The 1,519-nt window shown below is 68.7% G+C and carries 1 protein-coding gene; it reads left to right on the forward strand.

Features of this window, described 5'->3' with window-relative positions; all coding sequences use genetic code 11:
- Positions 1-1,519: polysaccharide biosynthesis/export family protein (locus tag AC1D12_RS33030; RefSeq protein ID WP_477845338.1), on the forward strand; the 1,519-nt coding region annotated here is incomplete at both ends.

The raw sequence follows: 1,519 nt of genomic DNA on the forward strand, positions 1-1,519 counted from the left end.
TTCCAGAAGTTCGTCGAGGCCGCCACCGGTCGCCAGCTGCAGCCCTTCGGCAGCAACTTCTTCGCCGAGGCCTCGCGCGCGATCCAACCGGTCGACAACGTGCCGGTCGCGGCGGACTACACCGTCGGCCCCGGCGACGAGGTGCTGGTGAGGGCCTGGGGCTCGATCGACGTCGACTACCGCAGCACCGTCGACCGCAACGGCCAGCTGAACCTGCCGAAGGTCGGCAGCTTCACGGTCTCGGGCATCAAGGCGTCCGAGCTCGAGGCGCAGTTGCGTGCACAGATCGGCCGGCTCTACCGCAACTTCAACCTCAGCGTGTCGCTGGGCAAGCTGCGCGGCTTGAAGGTGTTCGTCGTCGGTCCGGCCCGCCTGCCGGGCGTCTACACGGTGCCGAGCCAGGCCACGATGCTGTCGGCCGTGGTGGCCGCCGGCGGCCCGGGCCCGAACGGTTCGATGCGCCGGGTGCAGCTGCGCCGCGACAACCAGCTGGTGTCCGAACTCGACATCTACGATTTCCTGGTGCAGGGCGACAAGTCCAAGGACCTGCAGCTGCTGGCCGGCGACGTTCTGGTGTTCCAGCCGGTCGGGCCGCGCGTCGCGCTGAGCGGTGCCCTCGACAACGCGGCCATCTACGAACTGAAGGGCACGCAGGAGCCCGTCAGCGAGCTGCTGCGCTACGCGGGCGGCTCACCGGTGCTGACCAACCCGAACCGCGTGCAGCTCGAGCGCATCGACGCGGCGCRGGGATCGGCCGCGCGCTATGTCGAGGACTTCAAGCTCGACACCACCGGCCTGCAGCGGCCGCTGCGCGACGGCGACATCGTGACGTTGCTGACGATCTCGCCGAAGTTCGCGAACGCGGTCACGCTGAAGGGCCACGTGGCACAGCCGCTGCGCTATGCGTTCACGCCGGGCATGCGCATCCGTGACCTGATCCCGGACAAGGAAGCGCTGATCTCGCCGGATTTCTACCGGCGCAAGAACCTGCTGGTGCAGGTCCTCCCCGATGACGATGACGTGCTGCTCGAAGAGGCCCAGCAGCGGTCGGCCCGCAGTGCGGTCACTGCCGTCGGTGCCCCTCGCTCCGGCGCGACGGGCAATGCCGCCGACACGAACGCTGGCACCGGCACGGACACGCTGCCGATCGTCACGGCCGCCAACGATCCCAATGCCGTGCGCGATCCGAATCGCTTCCCGCTCAGCGAAGGCGAGCGCGCGCGGCGTCGCATGGACCGCCTGGCGGCCGCCGAATCGAAGCGCACGCCGGCCACGCTGTTCGACGAGCTGAACTGGGACTACGCCGTCATCGAACGGCTCAGCGACAAGGACCTGAGCACGCAGGTGATCCCGTTCAACCTCGGCAAGGCCGTGCTGCAGGGCGATCCGGACAACAACGTCGAGCTGAAGGCCGGCGATGTCGTCACCATCTACAGCCAGAAGGACATCCGCGTGCCGGTGGCCAAGCAGACCCGGCTGGTCTCGGTGGAAGGCGAGGTCGGCGCACCCGGCGTGTACC

This window comes from Rhizobacter sp. P1_G5 (assembly GCF_056405435.1).